Annotated in this window: 16 protein-coding genes; 9 read left to right on the top strand and 7 right to left on the bottom strand. The window is 66.2% G+C overall.

Annotated features, from left to right (window positions below; all coding sequences use genetic code 11):
* Nucleotides 1-33: 33 nt before the first annotated feature.
* Nucleotides 34-453 carry a DUF4864 domain-containing protein gene (locus tag D4754_RS10600; protein ID WP_121063259.1) on the top strand — a complete coding sequence of 140 codons (420 nt, stop codon included), beginning with the start codon at nt 34-36 and terminating at the stop codon, nt 451-453.
* On the opposite strand, the gene D4754_RS10595 is transcribed toward D4754_RS10600, so the two are convergent.
* Nucleotides 410-1,174 (bottom strand): hypothetical protein, encoded by a 765-nt coding sequence (locus D4754_RS10595; RefSeq protein ID WP_163025870.1) that lies wholly within the window; start codon nt 1,172-1,174, stop codon nt 410-412. The genes D4754_RS10600 and D4754_RS10595 overlap by 44 nt on opposite strands.
* A 120-nt stretch (nt 1,175-1,294) precedes the next feature.
* Between D4754_RS10595 and D4754_RS10590 the strand changes: the two genes are divergently transcribed.
* The 3 genes from D4754_RS10590 (at nt 1,295) to D4754_RS10580 (ending at nt 2,604) form a co-directional block, all read left to right on the top strand.
* The gene (locus tag D4754_RS10590; protein WP_121063255.1) at nt 1,295-1,546 is read left to right on the top strand and encodes a GlsB/YeaQ/YmgE family stress response membrane protein; all 252 of its coding nucleotides are present in this window, start codon (nt 1,295-1,297) and stop codon (nt 1,544-1,546) included.
* 119 nt (nt 1,547-1,665) lie between these two features.
* Entirely contained in the window at nt 1,666-1,896 is a 231-nt protein-coding gene (locus D4754_RS10585; RefSeq protein ID WP_121063253.1) for a TFIIB-type zinc ribbon-containing protein, read from the top strand.
* 150 nt (nt 1,897-2,046) lie between these two features.
* Nucleotides 2,047-2,604 carry a L,D-transpeptidase gene (locus D4754_RS10580; protein WP_205589616.1) on the top strand — a complete coding sequence of 186 codons (558 nt, stop codon included), beginning with the start codon at nt 2,047-2,049 and terminating at the stop codon, nt 2,602-2,604.
* Between the two features lie 3 nt (nt 2,605-2,607).
* Here the strand turns inward: D4754_RS10580 and D4754_RS10575 are convergent, their stop codons facing one another.
* Nucleotides 2,608-3,225 carry an SOS response-associated peptidase gene (locus tag D4754_RS10575; RefSeq protein ID WP_121063251.1) on the bottom strand — a complete coding sequence of 206 codons (618 nt, stop codon included), beginning with the start codon at nt 3,223-3,225 and terminating at the stop codon, nt 2,608-2,610.
* 3 nt (nt 3,226-3,228) lie between these two features.
* Nucleotides 3,229-3,882, bottom strand: coding sequence for an arylesterase (locus tag D4754_RS10570; RefSeq protein ID WP_121063249.1), 654 nt, complete (start codon nt 3,880-3,882; stop codon nt 3,229-3,231).
* 47 nt (nt 3,883-3,929) lie between these two features.
* Between D4754_RS10570 and D4754_RS10565 the strand changes: the two genes are divergently transcribed.
* Nucleotides 3,930-4,628, top strand: coding sequence for an ABC transporter ATP-binding protein (locus tag D4754_RS10565; protein WP_121063247.1), 699 nt, complete (start codon nt 3,930-3,932; stop codon nt 4,626-4,628).
* Nucleotides 4,625-7,165 carry an ABC transporter permease gene (locus tag D4754_RS10560; RefSeq protein ID WP_121063245.1) on the top strand — a complete coding sequence of 847 codons (2,541 nt, stop codon included), beginning with the start codon at nt 4,625-4,627 and terminating at the stop codon, nt 7,163-7,165. Before D4754_RS10565 ends, D4754_RS10560 begins: the two co-directional genes overlap by 4 nt.
* A gap of 6 nt (nt 7,166-7,171) precedes the next feature.
* On the opposite strand, the gene D4754_RS10555 is transcribed toward D4754_RS10560, so the two are convergent.
* The gene (locus D4754_RS10555; protein ID WP_276208625.1) at nt 7,172-7,693 is read right to left on the bottom strand and encodes an RrF2 family transcriptional regulator; all 522 of its coding nucleotides are present in this window, start codon (nt 7,691-7,693) and stop codon (nt 7,172-7,174) included.
* A 74-nt stretch (nt 7,694-7,767) separates the two neighbouring features.
* On the opposite strand from D4754_RS10555, the gene D4754_RS10550 reads away from it, so the two are divergent.
* Nucleotides 7,768-8,343 carry a gamma-glutamylcyclotransferase family protein gene (locus D4754_RS10550; protein ID WP_121063241.1) on the top strand — a complete coding sequence of 192 codons (576 nt, stop codon included), beginning with the start codon at nt 7,768-7,770 and terminating at the stop codon, nt 8,341-8,343.
* A 64-nt stretch (nt 8,344-8,407) separates the two neighbouring features.
* Here D4754_RS10550 and gltX read toward each other — a convergent pair whose 3' ends face one another.
* The gene (gltX, locus tag D4754_RS10545) at nt 8,408-9,733 is read right to left on the bottom strand and encodes a glutamate--tRNA ligase (RefSeq protein WP_121063239.1); all 1,326 of its coding nucleotides are present in this window, start codon (nt 9,731-9,733) and stop codon (nt 8,408-8,410) included.
* A gap of 58 nt (nt 9,734-9,791) precedes the next feature.
* A complete protein-coding gene (locus D4754_RS10540) occupies nt 9,792-10,214 on the bottom strand; it encodes a DUF1801 domain-containing protein (RefSeq protein ID WP_121063423.1) in 423 nt (140 codons plus the stop codon).
* A gap of 110 nt (nt 10,215-10,324) precedes the next feature.
* Here D4754_RS10540 and D4754_RS10535 point away from each other — a divergent pair, with 110 nt between their 5' ends.
* Complete coding sequence (locus D4754_RS10535) at nt 10,325-11,260, top strand: MBL fold metallo-hydrolase (protein ID WP_121063237.1); 936 nt, start codon at nt 10,325-10,327, stop codon at nt 11,258-11,260.
* A gap of 128 nt (nt 11,261-11,388) precedes the next feature.
* Here the strand turns inward: D4754_RS10535 and D4754_RS10530 are convergent, their stop codons facing one another.
* Nucleotides 11,389-13,050, bottom strand: a complete 1,662-nt coding sequence (locus D4754_RS10530) for an NAD+ synthase (RefSeq protein WP_121063235.1) — start codon at nt 13,048-13,050, stop codon at nt 11,389-11,391.
* A gap of 194 nt (nt 13,051-13,244) precedes the next feature.
* Here D4754_RS10530 and D4754_RS10525 point away from each other — a divergent pair, with 194 nt between their 5' ends.
* Complete coding sequence (locus D4754_RS10525) at nt 13,245-14,663, top strand: MORN repeat-containing protein (RefSeq protein ID WP_121063233.1); 1,419 nt, start codon at nt 13,245-13,247, stop codon at nt 14,661-14,663.
* The last annotated feature ends 250 nt before the right edge of the window (nt 14,664-14,913 follow it).

Genomic DNA, 14,913 nt, shown 5'->3' with positions numbered 1-14,913 from the left:
CGGGACGGCTGAACGCAGCAACCGGAGGACCCGATGATTGTCCGATCCGCACTTCTTGCCCTGGTGATGGCCGCCGGCCTGTCTGTACCGGCGCAGGCGCAGGAACGCCCCGCCGTTCCCGCGATCCAGAACACGATCACCGCCCAGCTGAATGCCTTCGTGGCAGATGACCTGACCGGCGCCTTTTCCCATGCCAGCCCCACGATCAAGCAGGCCTTCCGCACGCCGGAAAATTTCGGCGCCATGGTCCGGAACGGCTATCCGATGGTCTGGCGCCCGGCCGAGACGCGCTACCTTGAATTGCGCGAGGTCGCGGGCACCCTGTGGCAGCGCGTGATGATCACCGATACCGAGGGGCAGACCCATCTGCTGGATTACCAGATGATCCCCGGCCCGGACGGCTGGCAGATCAACGCCGTTCAGCTTCTGGAGTCACCGCCGCCGTCTGTCTGAGCGGGATTTCGGGGCCGTCGAGGTTGGGCGTGTCTTCTCCCGCGCCCTTGCCGAAATCCTTCCAGATATCGAGCCTCAGGCCCACGCTGTTCTGCCCCCCGAAATGGCGGAACTCCAGCCCCGCGACCCAGATTTCATCGCCGAAGCCCGGGATCATCAGCGACGGCACCAGCGACCCGCCCACGCCTTGCGACGGGATATAGCCCGTTTCCACCTTCATCAACGGCCGGATCTTCATGCCCGACGACTGGCCCCACGTGAAATCGAGCTTCCAAAGCGGCTGATCGTTCCCCAGCCTGCGGTCGTAATTGGCATCCAGCGCCCACCACGCATTGCCCCGGCGATTTTCCACGCCGCGGCCAAGGCTGTAGCCCAGCTTGTAGAAGCCCCACCAATCCTCTTGCCAGTGGTGCCCGCCGATCCCCATTTCCATCGCCTGCTTCAGAGCGCCCTCTCCCCGGCCCACCGGCAGCCGCGCGAACAGGATTGCATGTCCGGTCACGCCCGGTGTTTCGTTGATGTCGACGCCCAGCGTCAGCCGCTTCGCGACACCATATTCAAGATAAAGCTTCGCCTCGTGGTCCGGCACGATGCGGTCGGGCCGGATCGTGGTTCCGAAGGACAAAAACCCCTCTCCCGGGTCGCGCAGCCACGCACCGCCCCGGGCCGGCCCGCACAGGACCAGCAAGACCAGAACCAACACCACCCCGCCGTGTCGCACATCGCACCTCCGCCGCAAGTTTCGGACGACATGGTTAACAAAGAATGACTCGACCGTGCTGGACGGGTCAGCGCGCTTGCGCGATAGAGGAGGCACCCACGTCCATCGGAGACAGTTGACATGACACTAACCGCAATTCTCGTAATGCTCGGCATTGGCCTTGTCGCCGGCTGGCTGGCCAGCTTCATCGTTGGCGGCCACGGGCTGGTCACCTACCTGATCTCGGGCGTTGTCGGCGCCTTCGTGGGTCCGGTGTTGCTGAGCCTGCTGGGCATCGACCTGTCGATCGGCGGTCCCCTGATCACGCAGATCCTCGTCTCGGCCATCGGCGCCATCGTCGTCGTGCTGGTCGCAAGGCTCGTCGCGCGCTGACGGCCTGCCAGGCATCACTACGCGTCAGGCATCATTACAAAACGTGAGCCGCGCCCCCTTCCCGCGGCGCGGCGCATGCCTATGTCATCGGGCACATGCAACCGATGACGGAGACCGCCATGCAATGCCCGATCGATGGCACGCAACTGCAGATGACCGACCGCGCCGGGGTCGAGATCGACTATTGCCCGAAATGCCGGGGCGTCTGGCTGGACCGGGGCGAACTGGACAAGATCATCGAACGCTCGGGCACACCTATCCCGGAAACCCCGGGCTACGGACAGGTCGACCAGAAGCCCTACAAGAAGAAGAAACGGGGCGGATTCCTCGAAGACCTCTTCGATTTCTAGGTGTGACGGGCCCGAAAGGTTACATGCAAGCCACAGAATGCGATCAAACCTGCGTGGGTCAAGCCTTGCGCAGATTGACGAAAAAGCGCTGTTGGCGGACAAGTTAGGCGTCGCACCGACGTCCCGTACGCACCCGAACTGGGGGATATCATGATCAACCGCCGTACATTCATCGCCGCTGCCGGCGCCGCGTCCGCTGCCGTCGCATTGCCGGAAATGGCCCGCGCGCAGGTGTTCGATGCCACGCCCCAGGTCGTCAGGATCAAGGACCAGTACGCGCCCGGCCAGCTGCTGATCCTGCCGAAATCCTATTACCTCTACTGGGTGGAAGCGCCGGGTCAGGCGCGTCGTTACGGCGTCAGCGTCGGCCGGGCGGGGCTGGAATTCACCGGGGCCGCCGTGATCGGCGCCAAGAAGGAATGGCCCACCTGGCGCCCCACGGACGAGATGATCGAGCGGGAGCCGCGCACCTATGGCCGCTTCGCCGGCAACGATTACGTCGAACCGGGTGGTCCGTCGAACCCGCTGGGCGCCCGCGCGCTGTACCTGTTCCAGGACGGCCGCGACACGTATTTCCGGATCCACGGCACCAACGATGTGAACAGCATCGGCCGGTCGGCATCGAACGGCTGCATCCGGATGAAGAACGATGACGTGATCGATCTGTACACCCGCGTGCCGCTGGGCACTCCGGTTGTCGTTCTGTAAGTATCAGGGGGCCGACCAGTCGACCCCCTTGGCCTCTTCCACCGTCAGCCGCCCGTCCGGCCACGGTCGGAACAGGCGGGCGATCCCCTCCTCCGCGCCTGACAGCCACAGATCCACGTCTTCGGGCTCAAGAATCACCGCCATGCGGTGATGCACATCGCGGACATCCGCCGACGGCTCGCACGTCACCGTCGCGATCTGCGGCACCTCGATCCCGCCGGGAGCCTTCCAGACATCGGTGATCGCCGCGAACAGCAGCAGCCCGCCTTCCTTCGGCGCGATCCGCCACGCCGTCTTGCGGCGGGTCTCGCCCGTCCATTCGTACCAGCCGTTCACCGGCATCACGGCACGGCCTGTGCCCTCGAAGGCTGTCTTCTGCAGCACCGTTTCGGATCGCGCGTTGATGATCGTCTCCATCACCGGACGCCCGCGGGCGTTGACGCGGCCCACGGGGATCATGCCCCAGCGCATCCGGGTGAGGCCGCCGGCGGTCAGTGCCACCACTTCCTGCCCCGGCGCGATGTTCAGGCGGCGCGGTTCATCCGCCACGGGGGCGGGAGAGACACCCAGCGCCGCGGCCAGGTCTGCGGGCGGCGTGGTCAGGAAGACGCGGCCCGGCATCTGTCAGTCGGTCTCGTCGCGGACCGAGGCGATCAGGTCCAGCACCTGCGGGCCGATCTCGTCCACGATCAGCGCCACGCCATCGGCATTGGGATGCAGGCCGTCGGGCTGGAAATAGGCCTGCGCTGCGGCCAGATCGCCAGCATCCCCCGCAATGCCATCGAAGAAGCCCGGCACAAGGTCCGTGCCATGGGCCGCCGACAGATCCGGGTAGATCGCGTCGAAGGCCTGCTTGTACTCGGCCCCCCAGTTGCCGGGCGCCTGAACACCGACCAGCAGCACTTCGACATCCGCTTCGTCCGCCGCGGTCAGGATCTTTTTCAGGTTGGCCCGGGTCACGGCCGGATCGATCCCGCGCAGCATGTCGTTGGCCCCAAGCGCCACGATCATGCCGTCGACCTCGGGCGTCAGCGTCCAGCCCACGCGCGCGGCGCCGCCCGCGCTGGTATCGCCGGAAACGCCCGCATTGATCAGCACGGCATCGGCGCCCTGCCCGTCCAGCCAGCGCTGCAACTGCGGGACGAAACCCTGATCCTCGACCAGCCCGTAGCCCTGTGTCAGGCTGTCGCCCAGGGCCGCGATCGTCACCGGCTCGGCGCTCAGCCCCGTGCCCGCGACGATAAGGGTGGCCAGGATCGCGAAGCTTTTCTTGCGCATGGCGGTTCACGCTCCATATCCAAAGGGTAGCAAGTCAGGAGAGGCCCATGCCCGACCCCGTTCTGTCCCTCAAAGATGCGGCTTTGTGGCTGAATGGCAATGCCGGGCGGGTCGATATCCTGCACGGCATCACGCTGGATGTTGAACAGGGCGAGACGCTGGGCCTTGTCGGGCCCTCCGGTTCCGGCAAATCCTCGCTCCTGATGCTGATGGGCGGGCTGGAGCAGGCAACCGGCGGGACGATCACCGCCCTGGGACAGGACCTGACGGCGATGGACGAAGACGCGCTGGCGCGATTCCGGCGCGATCACATGGGCGTCGTGTTCCAAAGCTTCCACCTGATCCCCACGATGACCGCATTGGAAAACGTGGCCACCCCGCTGGAGCTTGCCGGCCATCGCGATGCGTTCGACCGCGCGGCGGCAGAGCTTGAGACCGTGGGCCTCGGCCATCGCGCCGGGCACTACCCGTCGCAACTGTCGGGGGGCGAACAACAACGCGTCGCGCTGGCCCGTGCGTCTGCCCCGCGGCCGCATATCCTGCTGGCGGACGAACCGACCGGCAATCTGGATGAAACCAACGGCGCGGCGATCATCGATCTGCTCTTCGGTCTTCGCGACCGGCACGGGGCGACGCTGGTGCTGGTGACCCACGCCACCGAACTGGCCAAGCGCTGCGACCGGGTGATCCGCCTGCGTGACGGGCGCGTGGCGCCGGACGCCATGGCCGGGGCCGCCGCCGAATGACCACCCGCACCGCTGCCCGCCTGGCCACCCGCGAACTGCGCGGCGCGCTCCGCAACGGGGTGCGGGGGTTCCGGATCTTCCTTGCCTGCCTGATCCTTGGCGTCGCGGCGATTGCCGCCGTAGGCTCCGTCCGCGCGGCGATCGAGGCGGGGCTTGCCCGCGAAGGCGCGGCGCTGCTGGGCGGCGATGCCGAGATCGAGTTCACCTACCGCTTCGCCACGGAGGAGGAACGCGCATGGATGGATGCGCGGGCCGATGCGGTGTCCGAAATCGTCGACTTCCGGTCGATGGCCACCGTCCCGCGCGGCGACGAGGCCGACCGCGGGCTCACACAGGTGAAGGCGGTCGACGGGTTCTATCCGCTGATCGGAGAGGTCGCGCTTTCCCCCGACATCGGCCTTGAAACGGCGCTGTCCGGTCAGGATGGCCTGCCCGGCGCGGTGATGGACCAGCTTCTGATCGACCGTCTTGCCCTTGCCCCGGGCGACATCTTCCGCCTTGGCGCGCAGGATTTCGTGCTGATGGCCGCACTGGAGAGGGAGCCGGACAACGCCACCGCCGGCATTGGCCTCGGGCCGCGAACCATCGTCCGCACGGAGGCCCTTGAGGGCTCCGGCCTTCTGGCGCCCGGTACGCTCTTTTCATCGAAATACCGCCTGTCCCTGCCCCCCGGCACCGATATCGCCGCCATGGCGGAGGAGGCCGATGCCGCCTTCGGCACCTCCGGGCTCAGCTGGTCCGACGCGCGGAACGGCGCGCCGGGCATCACGCGGTTCGTGGAGCGGCTGGGCGCCTTCCTGATCCTCGTCGGCCTGTCGGGCCTTGCGGTGGGCGGCGTAGGCGTGTCCGCCGCGGTCCGGGCCTATCTCGCGGAAAAGACATCGGTCATCGCCACCCTGCGCACGCTGGGGGCCGACCGGCGGACCGTGTTCCTGACCTACTTCTTCCAGATCGGCGCCCTGTCCCTTCTTGGCATCATTCTGGGCCTTGCCCTTGGCGCCGCCCTGCCCCTTGCCTTCGCGTCCCTGATCGAGGCGCAATTGCCGATCCCCGCCGTCTTCGCCCTCTACCCCGCGCCACTGGGCGAGGCCGCGATCTACGGCATTCTGACCGCGCTGATCTTCACGCTCTGGCCCCTTGCCCGGACGGAGGACGTGCGCGCCGCGACCCTGTTCCGCGATGCCCTGTCATCGGCGAAGGTTCTGCCGAACTGGCGTTATCTCATTGCGATTGCGGTTGGATTGATCGTCATGGTGGGGCTGGCCGCGTGGTTCAGCGGCGCCGTGATGCTGACACTCTGGACGACCGGCGGGATGGCCGCCGCGCTGGTCGTGCTGGCCGTGACCGCCGGGCTGACACGGCTGGCCGCGCGGCTGGGCACGCCGCTTGTGCGCAACAGGCCCGCCTTTCGCTGGGCGCTGGCCGCCATCGCCGGGCCGCGCGAAGGGGCCGGTGCGGTGGTGCTGTCGCTGGGGCTGGGCCTGTCGGTCCTGTCCGCCGTGGGCCAGATCGACGGAAACCTGCGCGGCGCAATCACCGGATCGCTGCCCGATGTCGCGCCGTCCTATTTCTTCGTCGATATCCAGAAGGACCAGATGCCCGTCTTCATGGAACGGCTGGAGGGCGACGACGCCGTCTCCCGCATCGAAAGCGCGCCGATGCTGCGGGGGATCATCGCGCGGATCAACGACCGCCCCGCGAAGGAGGTCGCAGGCCAGCACTGGGTCCTGCAAAGCGACCGCGGCGTGACCTATGCCGGCGCCCTGCCCCCGGGCACCACAGTGACGGCGGGCGAATGGTGGGGCGAAGGCTATGACGGGCCGCCCCAGATCAGCTTTGCCGCCGAAGAAGCCGCCGAGATGGGCCTGTCGCTGGGCGACACGATGACCGTGAACGTCCTTGGCCGAGACCTGACCGCGACCATCACCAGCTTCCGCGAGGTCGATTTTTCCGCCGCCGGCATGGGGTTCTTGATCGCGATGAACCCGTCCGCGCTGGCCGGCGCGCCCCACAGCTTCATCGCGACCGTCTATGCCGAAGAAGAGGCCGAAGCCGCGATCCTGCGCGATCTGGCCGGGCAATTCCCCAACATCACGGCGATTCGCGTGCGCGATGCCATCGACCGGGTCGCAGGCGTTCTGGCCGGGCTGGCCGCCGCCACGTCCTATGGCGCGGCGGTGACGCTGGTCACGGGCTTCCTTGTGCTGATCGGCGCGGCGGCCGCAGGCACCGGTGCGCGAACCTATGAAGCAGCGGTTCTGAAAACCCTTGGCGCCTCGCGCCGGCAGATCCTGGCAAGCTTCGCCCTGCGCTCGGCTCTTCTGGGTGCGGCGGCGGGGCTGGTCGCACTGGTGGCGGGCATGGCCGGGGCCTGGGCCGTCACGCGGTTCGTGCTGGAAACGGGGTTTCAGGTGATCTGGCCATCGGCCCTGGGGGTCGTGATCGCGGGGATCCTCGCCACCCTCCTGGCCGGTCTGGCCTTTGCCTGGGGGCCGCTTGCCGCGCGGCCCGCCAGAACACTTCGTGCGCAAGAGTAGGGCCGCTTACGGGGGGCAATTGCCTTCTTGAAGACGGTCCATGACGCCGCCCCCGTTCGAGCCCATAAGCTCGGCCAGCGGAACCTCGTCCAGCGTTTCGTAAAAGGCGGCTTCGGCATTCACCAGCGCCTGCCGCAGCCTGCAATCCGAGACGCTCTCGCACGTCACGGACTGACAGCCAAAGCACTCGGCCAGCGGCACGCCGCTTTCCAGCGACCGGAAGATATCGCCCAGGCTCACCTCGTCGGGACCGCGGGCCAGTTCCAGCCCGCCACTGCGGCCGCGCTGCGTGTCGATGTACCCCATCTGTCCCAACGCATTGACAACATGGGCCAAATGGTTCTCGGAGATATTGCACTTCCGCGCCACCTCGGATTTGGTGACACGGCGATCTGGCTGACTTGCGCAATACAGCATCAATCGTACGGCAATGTTTGTTCTCTTTGTTATGCGCACGGCTAACTCCTGTCGGAAGGTCGTGTAAATCGATGGCTCTACTCTTGCGGGCACGGGGCAGATTTCGCACATCCGACCAAAGGGCGATTTGACATGCATCAATATCGGCAAGAATTGTCGGAAAGTGATTTGAGAGGGCAGACCCGATGAACGATCCCTACTTTTTCGGCTACGGCAGCCTGGTGAACCGGGACACGCACACCTATCCCGGGGCCAAGAAGGCGCGCCTTGCCGGCTGGCGGCGGGGGTGGGTGCATGTGGACCCGTGGCCTGTCGCGGTGCTGACGGCCGTGGCCGCCCCGGGGTCGGAGATCGACGGGCTGATCGCCCGCGTACCCGGCAGCGACTGGGTGGCGCTGGACGAACGGGAGCGGAATTACGAGAGGTTACCGGCAACGGAGAACGTCACGCACGCCCTCGCAGGGCCGCTCGATATCGCGGTTTACGCGGTGCATCCCGATCTGCACGGGGCACCGCAAAGCCCGGCGCCGATCCTGCTCAGCTATCTGGATGTCGTGGTGCAGGGGTACCTGCGCGAATTCGGCCCCGAAGGGGCCCGGCAGTTCTTCGAGACGACCGATGGCTGGCACACGCCCGTCCTGAACGACCGCGCCGCCCCGCGCTATCCGCGCCACAAGGTGCTGACAGATGACGAACGCGCCGTGGTGGATCGCTGGCTGGACGAGATCGAGGCGCTGGTCCAGCCCCTGGGCCAAGCCTAGAAACGGCGCCCGCAATCAGGGCCAATCGACAGCAACCAAACTCGGCGCCGAAGGTCGGCGCCCGTCAGCCCCGGGCGCGGACGACCTGCAGAAGCGGCATGAGATGCGCCATCTCGGGCCCGCGCTCCAGTCCCGTCACGGCCTTGCGCAGCGGCATGAAGAGCCCCTTGCCCTTGCGGCCGGTCTTTTCCTTCACCGCATCGGTCCAGGTCTTCCACGTGTCAGCGGTGTAGGGCGGCGGCGGCAGCAGGGTCATCGCCTCGCCGATGAACGCCTTGTCCTCGTCCGCGATCAGCGGATCGGCCCCGTCGCGGCACAGCACCCACCAGCCTTCCAGGTCGGCCAGCGTGGTGATGTTGTCCCGTGCCATCATCCAGAAGGGTTCGGCCAGATCGTCGGGCACACCGACGGCGGCCACGGCCTCCTTCACCTCGGCCAGGGACTTGTGCTGAAGCACATTGGCGGTCAGCGGGAACAGGTCTTCCTCGTCGAACTTCGTGGGGGCCGAGCCGAAGCGGCTGATGTCGAAGCCTTCGATGATCTCGGCGATGTCGGTACGTAGTTCGACCGGATCAGACGATCCCAGCCGCGCCATCAACGACAGAACGGCCATCGGCTCCACCCCGCGCGCCCGCAGATCGCGCAGCGCCAGCGTGCCCAGCCGTTTCGACAGAGCCTCGCCCTGCGGGCCGGTCAGCAGCGAATGGTGGGCGAAGGTCGGGACGGTGCCGCCCAGCGCCTGGATGATCTGGATCTGCGTCGCGGTGTTAGTCACGTGGTCCGACCCGCGGACGACATCCGTCACGCCCATCTCGGTATCGTCGACGACCGACGCGATGGTGTACAGCACCTGCCCATCCGCCCGGATCAGCACCGGATCGGACACTGACGCAGCATCGATCGAGATATCGCCCAGGATCCCGTCGGCCCATTCGATCCGTTCGTGATCCAGCTTGAACCGCCAGACCCCGTTGCCACGCTCGGCGCGCAGCTTGTCCTTCTCGGCCTCGCTCAGATCCAGCGCCGCGCGGTCATAAACCGGCGGGCGGCCCATGTTCAGCTGCTTCTTGCGCTTCAGGTCCAGTTCGGTGGGCGTCTCGAACGCCTCGTAGAACCGGCCCATTTCGCGCAGACGGTCGGCGGCCTCGGCATAGCGGTCAAGCCGCAGCGACTGGCGTTCCACCTTGTCCCAATGCAGGCCCAGCCATTCCAGATCTTCCTTGATCGCGTCGACATATTCTTCCTTCGACCGCTCCGGGTCGGTGTCGTCGATGCGCAGGATGAAGGTGCCCCCCGCCTTGCGCGCGATGAGAAAGTTCATCAGCGCGGCACGCAGGTTGCCAATATGCAGATAGCCGGTGGGCGAAGGGGCAAAACGGGTGGTAGTCATGGACGTCTCCTGTCGCGCGCCGTTTGTCACGAGGGGGCGGATTTGTCCAGAACCGCGGTCAGGTCGGGTGCACCGGCCAACGGGTTTCAAGGTCGCGTAGCCCGGTGGCGATCAGTTCGCGCAGCACGTCCAGGTCGATATCGGCCAGCTTGTTCACGTAAAGGCACGCCTTGCCCGTCCTGTGCTTGCCCAGCCGGTCCAGGATCTGGCCATAATCCTGGTAGCCCGGCATGATGTAGATGGAATGCGCCTTCGCTCGCGGGCTGAACCCGGTGGCCAGCGACGTGCCGGAATGGCCGGTCTGGTAGGTATAGTGATAAAGCCCGTAGCCCAGCATCCCCCCGCGCCACAACAGCGGTGCAAAGCCCGTCACCTCGCGGAACAGCCCGTCCAGCACCCGTGCATCTGCGGCCTTCGCCGCGGGGGCCAAGGCCTCCAGAAAGCGCTCCACCTGCGTGCTCTGATCGTCGGTATCGCTCATCACAACCACTTTAATACTGGCCGAGCGGAAAATCTGAAATAATTCCTGCGTACGCGGGGCATCTTTTTACGTCCTGCGCACGAAACAACGGACTATCGGAGGATCATCCCATGACTGCCAGACTGTCCCGCCGCGCAGCACTCGGCGCCGGAGCCGCCCTGCCGCTTGCCGCGGCCACCGCGCCTTTCGCGACGCAAGCTTCAGCCCAGGGTTCGCCAGAAAGCCTGCCCAACACGCGCAGCTTCCATATCGGCGACATGAAAGTCACGACGCTCCTCGATGGCTCCATGCCGCGCGACGGGGTGCAGGACATCTTCGGCGCCAACGTGTCCGAGGAAGAATTCACCGAGGTCTCGACCGAGAACTTCATCCCCGCCGACAAGGCGCAGTTCTACTTCACGCCCACGCTGGTCGACAGCGGCAACGGCATGGTGCTGTTCGATACCGGGCTGGGACAGGGCGGGATCCAGAAAGCCCTGACCGAGGCCGGCGCCAGCCCCGAGGACGTGGATATCGTCGTGATCACCCACATGCACCCCGACCATATCGGCGGCATGACAACGGGCGATGCGCCGACCTTCCCCAATGCGCGCTACGTGACCGGCCAGCAGGAATACGATGCGTGGATGGCCAGCGGATCGAACCGGATCACCGATCTGATGGCCACGAAGATCGAACCCTTCAAGGACAAGATGACCTTCATCGGCGACGAGGACGAGGTCGTCCCCGGGATCACCGGCCACGCCGCCTTCGGCCATACGCCGGGCCACATGATCTACCGCATCGAATCGGCCGGCAAGCCGCTCCTGCTGACGGCAGACATGGCAAACCACTACGTCTACCCGTTCCAGAACCCGGAATGGCACACCAGCTTCGACAGCGACAAGGAAGCGGCCAGCGCCACGCGGCGGAAGTATTTCGACATGCTGGCCACCGACAAGATCCCGATGATCGGCTACCATATGCCCTTCCCCGCCGCGGGCTATGTCGAACCCAGGGGCGACGGCTTCCGCTTCGTCCCCGTCAGCTACCAGCTCCTCGGCTGACGCCCGCCGGTCTTCTTCTTTCTGAAAGTACTCACGGGGGTCCGGGGGACCGTGGTCCCCCGGGCGGGGGGCACGGGGGGCGGCCGTCCCCCCGTCAACCCGGGCGACGCGCGCAGCCGCGGCGCAATCTAAGCCTTCGGTTCTCTCCACCGATTGGCAATCGGATACCGCCGATCCAGCCAGAACGCCCGTTTCGACAGACGCGTCCCGGGCGCCGACTGGAAGCGTTTGTACTCGCTGATATAGATCAGGTGCTCCACCTTCCGGGCCGTCTCCGCATCGAACCCGGCCGCCACGCAATCCGCGATCGAGCCGTCCTGATCGACGAGAATGTCCAGGATCGCATCCAGCTCCGGGTAATCGGGCAGCGAATCGCTGTCCTTCTGATCGGCCCGCAGTTCCGCACTCGGCGGCTTCTCGATGATCGACACCGGGATCACCTCGCCTGCGGGGCCCTTCATCCAGTCGCGGTGGTTCGCGTTCCGCCAGTGGCAGGTCTCGAACACGCGGGTCTTGTACAGGTCCTTGATCGGATTGTAGCCGCCCGCCATGTCGCCGTAGATCGTGGCATAGCCCACCGCCACTTCCGACTTGTTGCCCGTGGTCAGAAGCATCTCGCCGAACTTGTTCGACATCGCCATCAGCAGCAGCCCCCGCAGGCGGGACTGGATGTTTTCCTCCGTCAGGTCCGGCTCGCGCCCGTCGAACAGCGGCGCCAGCGTTTCCGTCACCGCGTCCCGCGCGCCAGAGATCGGCACGAAATCGTAATGACAGCCCATCCGCTCCGCCGCGTCCTTGGCGTCGTCCAGAGATCCCTGCGACGTGTACTCCGACGGCAGCATCACGCAGCGCACGTTCTCGGGGCCCAGCGCATCCACCGCGATGGCCGCGACCAGCGCGGAATCCACGCCGCCCGACAGGCCCAGCAGCACCTTCCTGAAGCCGGTCTTCGCCATGTAATCGCGCAGCGCGATCACCATGACGTGGTAATCCTGCTCCCAGTCGTCGGGGCGCACGGCCTTGGGGCCTTCCTTGGCGCGCCAGCCGTCCGGTCCGCGTTCCAGATCCAGATGCGCCACCGCCTCGCGCAGGTAGGGCATCTGCAGCGCCAGCTGCCCGCCCGGGTTCAGCACGAAGGACGCGCCGTCGAAGACCTGATCGTCCTGCCCGCCCACCATGTTCAGGTAGATCAGCGGCAATCCGGTCTCGATCACGCGGGAGACCATGAGGTTCATCCGCTTGTCGTACTTGCCCCGGTAGTAGGGCGAGCCATTGGGCACGAGCAGGAACTCCGCCCCCGTCTCGGCCAGCGTCTCGGCCACGTCCTCGTGCCAGGCGTCTTCGCAGATCGGGCTGCCGATGCGGGTGTTGCCAACCGAGTAGGGGCCGCCCAGCGGGCCGCTGTCGTAAACGCGGACCTCGTCGAAGACCGTCTCGTTCGGCAGGTGATGCTTCAGCACGGTCGACGCGATGCGCCCGTTCCGCAGGATGTGGTAGGCGTTGTAAAGCCTGTTGTCCTCGACCCACGGCCCGCCGATGGCCAGCGCCGGGCCGTCGGCGCACTCCTCCGCCAGCTTGCGGATCTCGGCAATCGCGGCATCGTGGAAGGCGGGCTTCAGGATCAGGTCCTGCACGTTGTAGCCGGTGATGAACATCTCGGTCATCGCGACGAGGTCGGCACCGGCGGCGCGGCCTTCCTCCCACACGGCACGGGCCTTGGCGGCATTGCCGGCAAGGTCGCCCACCACGGGGTTCAACTGTGCAAGGGTCAGACGGAACGTATCGGCCATAAGGTCAGTTGCCTCGCTTTCCGGGTCGGGGTCCAGCCCAAGCCCTGTAGCAAATCGTCGCCGGGGGAAAAGTGCCAATGTCGAAAAGACGTTGCCCGGGCCTGCACGCTGACCTAGTTTTCGCCGCGAAAGCGGATGCACGAAGGTGACGCCTTGCGGCACCGGACGCGGCGCCGACCCGAAGGGGGACGGGAATGAAACAGCCCATCGCGGCAGTGATCGCACGTTTGATGGCGGCCGGACTGCTGGCGTCCGGCCCGATGGCGTCCGGCCCCGCCCTGGCCCAGATCAACCCGGTCGAGACGACGCAGGACGAGATCGGCGGCGTCTACGAAGGCACTTTCCGCAACGGCCTGCAGCACGGCACCGGCACCTACCGCCTGCCCAGCGGCTATGAATACACCGGCGACTGGGTCGACGGGGAGATCAGCGGCACCGGCACCGCGCGCTTCGCCAATGGCGTGGTCTATGAAGGCGAATTCGCGAAGGGCAAGCCGCACGGCACGGGCATGATCGTGTTCTCCGACGGCGGCACCTACGAAGGCCAGTGGGTCGACGGCATCATCCAGGGCCGCGGCATTGTCGTCTTTGCCGATGGCGGGCGCTATGAAGGTCAGCTTCAGGACGCCCTGCCCCATGGCGAGGGCACGATGAAAAGCCCCGGCTACGTCTACGAAGGCGACTGGGTGAACGGGCGCAAGCACGGACAGGGCAAGTTCACCTATGCCGATGGCGTCGTCTACGAAGGCGGGCTTGAGGACGGCGAGATTTCCGGCGTGGGTTCCCTCACCTTCCCGGACGGCATGGTCATGTACGGACAGTGGAGCGACGGGCAGCTCGACGGTCAGGGCCGGATCACCCATCCGAACGGCGATGTCTACGAGGGCTCGGTGATCCGCGGCAAGCTCGCCGGAAAGGGGAAGATGACCTACGCCAACGGCGACGTCTACGAAGGCTCGTACCTCGACGACATGCGCCACGGGTTCGGGACGCTGACGACGAAGGACGGCTACACCTACGAAGGCATCTGGTCGGAAGGCCAGCTGACGCGCGAGGCCAAGGTCAGCTATCCCGACGGCTCGGTCTACCTTGGCGAGTTGAAGGACGGGCTGGCCGAAGGCGATGGAGAGCTGATCTATCCCGACGGCACCAGCTACAAGGGCACGTGGATCGGCGGTGCCGTGGACGGGACGGGCACGGTCCGCTATCCCAACGGCGCGGTCTACGAGGGCGGCTTCAAGGACGGCAAGAGCCATGGCCGCGGCAAGCTGGTCCTGCCCGATGGCTACACGTACGAGGGCGACTGGCTGAACGGGCTGCGCCATGGCGAAGGTGTGGCGTCCTATGTCGATGGCAGCGTCTACACCGGTCAGTTCATCAACGATCAGCGCGACGGACGCGGCAAGATCGAGATGCCGTCCGGGTTCACCTACGAAGGCCAGTGGGTCGAAGGCGACATGAACGGCCGGGGCGTTGCGACCTATCCCAATGGCGATGTCTACGAGGGCGCGGTCGTCGACGGGGTCCGCCAGGGCGAAGGCACGATGCGCTATGCCACCGGCGCCGAACGGTCGGGCACGTGGGTGGGCGGAACCTTGCAGGACGACGGCTGACCGCGCCCTTGCAGCACGACGGCTGACCGTGCTGCGTCCTCCACGGCGCATTCAACAACCCCAGACTGAAAACGATTCCAACCGAAATTCGGCTGGGTTGAATGGTGTGGCCCATTCGCGCCGGATCGTCTCCGCCGGTGACCGGTAAGGGCGGCCCAAACGTGGACGAATAATTTAACTTGTGATTGTTTTACCGGACGCCCGGTCAGCCTTCATAGTTCGCCGGTGCCGATGCAAGCCAGGCAAAGGA

Source organism: Chachezhania antarctica (assembly GCF_003646465.1).
Lineage (GTDB): Bacteria > Pseudomonadota > Alphaproteobacteria > Rhodobacterales > Rhodobacteraceae > Chachezhania > Chachezhania antarctica.
The sequence above is the reverse complement of the archived record's forward strand: the minus strand, read 5'-3'. Positions and strand labels throughout refer to the sequence as shown.

What these genes read in the sequence shown, in the direction of transcription:
- D4754_RS10600 (WP_121063259.1), top strand. Translation starts at nt 34, where the DNA reads ATGATTGTCCGATCCGCACTTCTTGCCCTGGTGATGGCCGCCGGCCTG.
- D4754_RS10590 (WP_121063255.1), top strand. Translation starts at nt 1,295, where the DNA reads ATGACACTAACCGCAATTCTCGTAATGCTCGGCATTGGCCTTGTCGCC.
- D4754_RS10585 (WP_121063253.1), top strand. Translation starts at nt 1,666, where the DNA reads ATGCAATGCCCGATCGATGGCACGCAACTGCAGATGACCGACCGCGCC.
- D4754_RS10580 (WP_205589616.1), top strand. Translation starts at nt 2,047, where the DNA reads ATGATCAACCGCCGTACATTCATCGCCGCTGCCGGCGCCGCGTCCGCT.
- D4754_RS10575 (WP_121063251.1), bottom strand. Translation starts at nt 3,225, where the DNA reads ATGCCGGGCCGCGTCTTCCTGACCACGCCGCCCGCAGACCTGGCCGCG.
- D4754_RS10570 (WP_121063249.1), bottom strand. Translation starts at nt 3,882, where the DNA reads ATGCGCAAGAAAAGCTTCGCGATCCTGGCCACCCTTATCGTCGCGGGC.
- D4754_RS10565 (WP_121063247.1), top strand. Translation starts at nt 3,930, where the DNA reads ATGCCCGACCCCGTTCTGTCCCTCAAAGATGCGGCTTTGTGGCTGAAT.
- D4754_RS10560 (WP_121063245.1), top strand. Translation starts at nt 4,625, where the DNA reads ATGACCACCCGCACCGCTGCCCGCCTGGCCACCCGCGAACTGCGCGGC.
- D4754_RS10555 (WP_276208625.1), bottom strand. Translation starts at nt 7,693, where the DNA reads ATGTGCGAAATCTGCCCCGTGCCCGCAAGAGTAGAGCCATCGATTTAC.
- D4754_RS10550 (WP_121063241.1), top strand. Translation starts at nt 7,768, where the DNA reads ATGAACGATCCCTACTTTTTCGGCTACGGCAGCCTGGTGAACCGGGAC.
- gltX (WP_121063239.1), bottom strand. Translation starts at nt 9,733, where the DNA reads ATGACTACCACCCGTTTTGCCCCTTCGCCCACCGGCTATCTGCATATT.
- D4754_RS10540 (WP_121063423.1), bottom strand. Translation starts at nt 10,214, where the DNA reads ATGAGCGATACCGACGATCAGAGCACGCAGGTGGAGCGCTTTCTGGAG.
- D4754_RS10535 (WP_121063237.1), top strand. Translation starts at nt 10,325, where the DNA reads ATGACTGCCAGACTGTCCCGCCGCGCAGCACTCGGCGCCGGAGCCGCC.
- D4754_RS10530 (WP_121063235.1), bottom strand. Translation starts at nt 13,050, where the DNA reads ATGGCCGATACGTTCCGTCTGACCCTTGCACAGTTGAACCCCGTGGTG.
- D4754_RS10525 (WP_121063233.1), top strand. Translation starts at nt 13,245, where the DNA reads ATGAAACAGCCCATCGCGGCAGTGATCGCACGTTTGATGGCGGCCGGA.